Source organism: Psychrobacillus sp., assembly GCF_056205495.1.
This window is the reverse complement of the sequence record NZ_JBAEAP010000111.1, coordinates 1-4928: the sequence shown is the minus strand read 5'-3', so window position 1 is coordinate 4928 and position 4928 is coordinate 1. Positions and strand designations below refer to the sequence as shown.

The 4928-nt window shown below is 33.3% G+C and carries 6 protein-coding genes; 2 read left to right on the top strand and 4 right to left on the bottom strand.

Annotation, left to right across the window (positions count from 1 at the left end):
- Positions 1 to 89: 89 nt before the first annotated feature.
- Positions 90 to 449 carry a hypothetical protein gene (locus AC06OU_RS03410; protein WP_475853989.1) on the bottom strand — a complete coding sequence of 120 codons (360 nt, stop codon included), beginning with the start codon at positions 447 to 449 and terminating at the stop codon, positions 90 to 92.
- Positions 450 to 631: 182 nt separating this feature from the next.
- Between AC06OU_RS03410 and AC06OU_RS03405 the strand changes: the two genes are divergently transcribed.
- Entirely contained in the window at positions 632 to 1414 is a 783-nt protein-coding gene (locus AC06OU_RS03405) for a hypothetical protein (protein ID WP_475853987.1), read from the top strand.
- A 207-nt stretch (positions 1415 to 1621) separates the two neighbouring features.
- The gene (locus tag AC06OU_RS03400; protein ID WP_475853986.1) at positions 1622 to 2413 is read left to right on the top strand and encodes a M15 family metallopeptidase; all 792 of its coding nucleotides are present in this window, start codon (positions 1622 to 1624) and stop codon (positions 2411 to 2413) included.
- Between the two features lie 61 nt (positions 2414 to 2474).
- On the opposite strand, the gene AC06OU_RS03395 is transcribed toward AC06OU_RS03400, so the two are convergent.
- The 3 genes from AC06OU_RS03395 to ribD form a co-directional block, all read right to left on the bottom strand.
- Positions 2475 to 2963, bottom strand: a complete 489-nt coding sequence (locus AC06OU_RS03395; RefSeq protein ID WP_475853984.1) for a YhfM domain-containing protein — start codon at positions 2961 to 2963, stop codon at positions 2475 to 2477.
- A 159-nt stretch (positions 2964 to 3122) separates the two neighbouring features.
- Positions 3123 to 3692 carry a 5' nucleotidase, NT5C type gene (locus AC06OU_RS03390; protein ID WP_475853982.1) on the bottom strand — a complete coding sequence of 190 codons (570 nt, stop codon included), beginning with the start codon at positions 3690 to 3692 and terminating at the stop codon, positions 3123 to 3125.
- 95 nt (positions 3693 to 3787) lie between these two features.
- Positions 3788 to 4885: a bifunctional diaminohydroxyphosphoribosylaminopyrimidine deaminase/5-amino-6-(5-phosphoribosylamino)uracil reductase RibD gene (ribD, locus tag AC06OU_RS03385; protein WP_475853980.1), complete on the bottom strand. Its 1098-nt coding sequence runs from the start codon at positions 4883 to 4885 to the stop codon at positions 3788 to 3790.
- Positions 4886 to 4928: the final 43 nt, after the last annotated feature.

The window sequence follows — 4928 nt, the reverse complement described above, 5'->3', positions numbered from 1 at the left end:
TCTCGTTTAGTTTGAATGTCCTTGTTTTTTTTAAAATGTTTATGTTTAATAGGTGTTTTCCATTCCTCGCTTTTTTATAGTTTTTGTTTTTACCTTTTTCTTCTTACTTTTATTTTTTTTTTTTTATCATCATCTTCTTTTTCTTTATTCCAAATAACATCTTCATGATAAATATCTCTAAATTGTGATATACTAATATTCGGATATTGATTTTTGAATTCTTTAATATATTCAATTTCTTGGTAGGGAACCGAATTGTTAGAATTCTTACCTGTGAGTCCATGGACAAGCAGATCTTCAATATCCTTTTTTTCTATCTCTTTGGATAGTCTTTTTATTTGTATTAAAGAATAATTACATCTATCAGCAATTTCTTGATATGTAATAATAGTTTCACCATTTATTTTTTGTTTTAGAAGTTCTAAAGCTTTTTGTTTATCTTTATTCAAAATAAAACACCTCTAGGTCACATTATACAATAGCTTAATAATAAATAACTATGTCTTTTTCATTATTTTGTAAAAATTGAAACTATTTTCGTTATTTCAATTGACGTATATCCCAGCAATCCCTATATGTTCAGTACTTGCATATTCTAATAATATGGTTAGCTCACCAAGGAGGAATATAAATGGGATTATTCATCAACAATAGTCAGCATCCGGGGGTTTTTAAAAACAAGGAAGAATTAAAAGCTAGCAACCAAGTTGAATTTCGTAGTAACTACCTATCCGATTTCATGATTAACCAAGAAGCAACAAACCAGTCTTTTTTAGAAAATATTACTCGATTAAATAATTCACAACAACATTATGGGGACCAACAAATAACTCATTGGAATGAAATTAATAAAAGACTAGAGTACTTAAAGGAATTAAATACGCAACATGAACTGGTTGAAAAACAGATACAGTTTGGATTACAAAAATTAGAGCAACAAAACGAAAAGTTGCACCACTTAATAACAGAAGAGCAGCTTGGAAAACAACGTTTAATGGAGCATATTGAGCATCTAGATGAAACACAACACCATATAAAGATTCGATTAGACAGATCAGAAGAAACTTCCGGAGTGATTGTTCAAAAAATAGATGATATTTCATTAAAAAACGTAGAAGTACTTTCAAATATGGAGCAGGTGTCAGTTTTTCATCAGGAAGCAATGACTAAAATGGACGAACAGCACCAGTTCCATCATAAGATTACCCAACAGATTAGTGGTTTGGAAGAGGTACAAAAGGATTTAACAAGTCGCGTAGATCTCCAAGAAGGATTGTTAGAGAAAATAATGAGACAGATCGATCATGTTCGACTTTCATTATTTGAAAGAACAAATTTCATAGAGGAAAAAATGGAGAAGCTGTATCAGGCTTCAATTGCTAGCTTTCAAAAAATAAAAAATGGATCGCATTAATTAAATAATTGTCTTGGGAGTAAATTGCAAAGATATTCATGTACAACATGGATACTTTCAATTTACTTTTTAGAAGACTAAATAGATTGTTATAAGTAATGTGATGTTTATGAAAAAGATAACCTTAAGAAAAAATTAAGAATTATCCTACCATAATCTTAAAGACTACTTGCTATGCTAGAAATATCTAGTAAGGGAGTGAGACAGTTGAAAAAATTCTTCTTATTATGCTGCCTTTCAACATTGGGGTATTTCAGCTTTATTAATTATACGAATGATGATATACAAAATTTCACAATTGAAGAAGAGCAGATTTATGAAGGTAGTCTTATGCTAATTAATAACGAGGTAAAACTTCAACAAGAGCCAACCGATATCCAAGCGGTACCTAATGATTTTGCAAGTAACGTAGAAATACAATCAGAAATTACTGTACACAAGGTTTTACTGGCCCCTATGCAGGATATGTTCGGAGCAGCTGAAAAAGATGGAATTATGCATTTCAAGCTTAATAGTGGATTCCGTACTGGAATCGTTCAACAGCAACTTTATGAGGAATTAGGTTCTCAGTATGCCCTACCAGAAGGCTATAGTGAGCATCAGTCAGGCTTATCCATTGATATTGGTTCTACAGAAGGAATGATGGAATATACACAGGAAGCTGACTGGTTAGCACAACATGCTCCAGAATTTGGCTTTATTTTACGTTATCCGGAAAACAAGGTTGACGTAACTGGAATCGCTTTTGAACCATGGCATTTCCGCTACGTTGGAAAGCCACATAGTCTTATTATGACCAAGGAAGATTTAGTATTAGAAGAATACCTTTCATTTTTAAAAGAAAAAGGCGAATATGAAACAACAATTGAAGGTAAGCAATATCAAATAAGATATGTTAAATCGGAAAAATTTAAAAGTATGAAGTCATCTAAAACCAATAAACACGAAATTTCGGGGGATAATATGGGTGGGATCATTATAACTAAAGTAATTGATTGAACATAGACCCCTACTTTAGAGTACATAGATAACAAATGATTTTAATCCTATAAAATCTTTTTTACGATTTAATAACAGGCAAACATGTGGTAAAGCTCGAAGTCAACTGTTTCCCTTCTAACAAATCGCTAATTTTTTTATTCGATTCTTCATCTAAAGTATAAATTGTATGAGTATCATTAGCTTTCATCAGTAAGCTTTTTTCCATGTTATCTCCTATCCATAAATAATATCCTTGTTTTGTATCGTCTTCAAAAATGAGGTCTAAATAATAATTTGGATTAGCCATATTAACAATTCCATCTTGTTTTATAGAACTTAAAATTATATCTTTAATCTCTTTTATACTGGCTTCATCTTTAAAAATAATAGTGTCTTCCAAAGTCGAGCTTGATAGGATAACTTCTATTACTTCTCCCACACCTTCTACTTGTTCATTTGACGATTGCTGAGGGTTATCGTAATTTGTTTCTTTGCTTTCAATTGATTGACATCCTATTAGTAAAATAGATAAACATGTTAACGGGAAAATGAAATGTATTTTTTTCAAAATGTCACTTCCTTCGGCTTTTAACCATTTTATAGTTAGACGACCTTTCCCGAGCTTTGTTTCAAATTTAAAAATTATTCCATAAAAAAATACCCCACTCATATTAGTTAACGACTAATATGCATGGGGTTTTCGAATGGTAATATATATTATGTCTGGTTATACAGTTTCCTCTAGAATTTTTTTCAAGTCCAACCATTCTTTCAGTCTTGGCATATCCATTAACTGATTATACGATTGATCCTTTATGAATACTTTTGTTTTTACATTTTGGAGCGTTTCTAGAACAGCTGGCTTATCATCGAAATAATAATCTAACTCTAATGCCTTGATTGTAGCTATTTTCTCCTCATCCTGCATTCCGCAGTAAAAGTTTTCATCTGTTATTGGAAAGCCTTGTGCTTTCATCCATTCACGAGTTTGAGAGCAATATTTTTTCGGGCGAGAGGTGATATAGTAAATCTCATGTCCATCATTTTCTAGAGAATTTAAAGTTTCCAAAGCTCCCTCAAAGGATGGACATTCGGTAAAATATATTTCCTCCATACAATCTTTCCACATGGTGTTTCCAGCTTCTTTTTCCAAACCAAAAGCTTCATGAATCTCTACCGTTTTTAAAGCATGAAAAACGTCAAGGTCCACATTTTGGTTAAGTTTTTTATTGTACAAGTGAAAAGCATGCTCTCTCAAATTAATTAGTGTATCGTCAATATCAAAGCCGAATTTCATTTTTATTCTCCTACTCTTCTACCGTTTTTCACGGTTTATAACTGTTGTTTTATTTAATTTTCTTATACTAAATTGTAGTATGGTTATGTAGCTCATTATTTTTTAGGGTAGGCAATTATACGAAGATCCTCTCCAAACTTTTGGAATTCTTCAAAATACAATTGTTTGGCAGCATCCATTGATTCTGGATTTTCACCAGTAAAAGGGGTAATGGATTCTTTACCTCCCAGTATTTTTGGAGCTATATAAATATAGTATTTATCTATTAAACCAGCATTCAGAAAGGCAGAGTTTATCGCCCCTCCACCTTCCACTAGTATATCGGTTAACCCTTGTTGATATAATTCGCTAAGTACCTCTTCTAGATCCAATCCACTATTTCTCTTGGAAACAAATAATACCTTTGCTCCCCTTGATTCATATTCTTTAACACGGTTTAAATCTACTTCTTTACTTGTAACAATAATGGTTTTGGCTTCCTCTGTGTGAAGGACCTGTGCATCTAAAGGAGTCCTTAGGCTGCTATCCAAGATAATTCTTGTAGGATTTTTTCCATCAAGCTCAGTAAGTCTTGTAGTTAAGGCTGGATTATCTGCTATTACTGTACCTACCCCTACTAAAATACCGTCTATTTCATTTCTTAGCGTATGCACATCTTTACGTGACACTTCTCCAGTAATCCATTTAGAATGTCCATTATAGGTTGCGAGTTTACCATCTAGTGTCATGGCAAACTTAGAAATAACAAATGGACGTTTAGTAAGCATATTGTGTATAAAACGCTCGTTTAACTTTTGTGCTTCTTTTTCTAATATGCCGACATCAACCTGAATGCCAGCGTCACGAAGCAGCTGTATGCCTCTCCCTGCAACCTCAGGATTAGGGTCCCTAGTCGCTACTACGACTCTGCTTACCTTTGATTCCTTCACTAAATTTGCACAAGGTGGTGTTTTGCCGTAATGTGAGCAAGGTTCTAAAGTTACATAAAGAGTGGAACCCTCGGCATGCTGTTGTGCCATATTAAATGCATGCACTTCTGCGTGAGGCTCGCCTGCCTTGCGATGTAATCCCGTACCAACAATTACTCCATTTTTCACAATTACTGCACCCACTACTGGGTTAGGATTCGTGTTACCTTTCGCACTAGCCGCCAAGTCTAATGCAAGCTTCATATATTCCTCATCGGTTTTCATATAATACACCTCACACTTTTAAACTTGGACTCTCTTCTACACT

Coding starts and splice junctions, on each gene's coding strand:
- AC06OU_RS03405 (WP_475853987.1), top strand. CDS start 632: ATGGGATTATTCATCAACAATAGTCAGCATCCGGGGGTTTTTAAAAAC.
- AC06OU_RS03390 (WP_475853982.1), bottom strand. CDS start 3,692: ATGAAATTCGGCTTTGATATTGACGATACACTAATTAATTTGAGAGAG.
- ribD (WP_475853980.1), bottom strand. CDS start 4,885: ATGAAAACCGATGAGGAATATATGAAGCTTGCATTAGACTTGGCGGCT.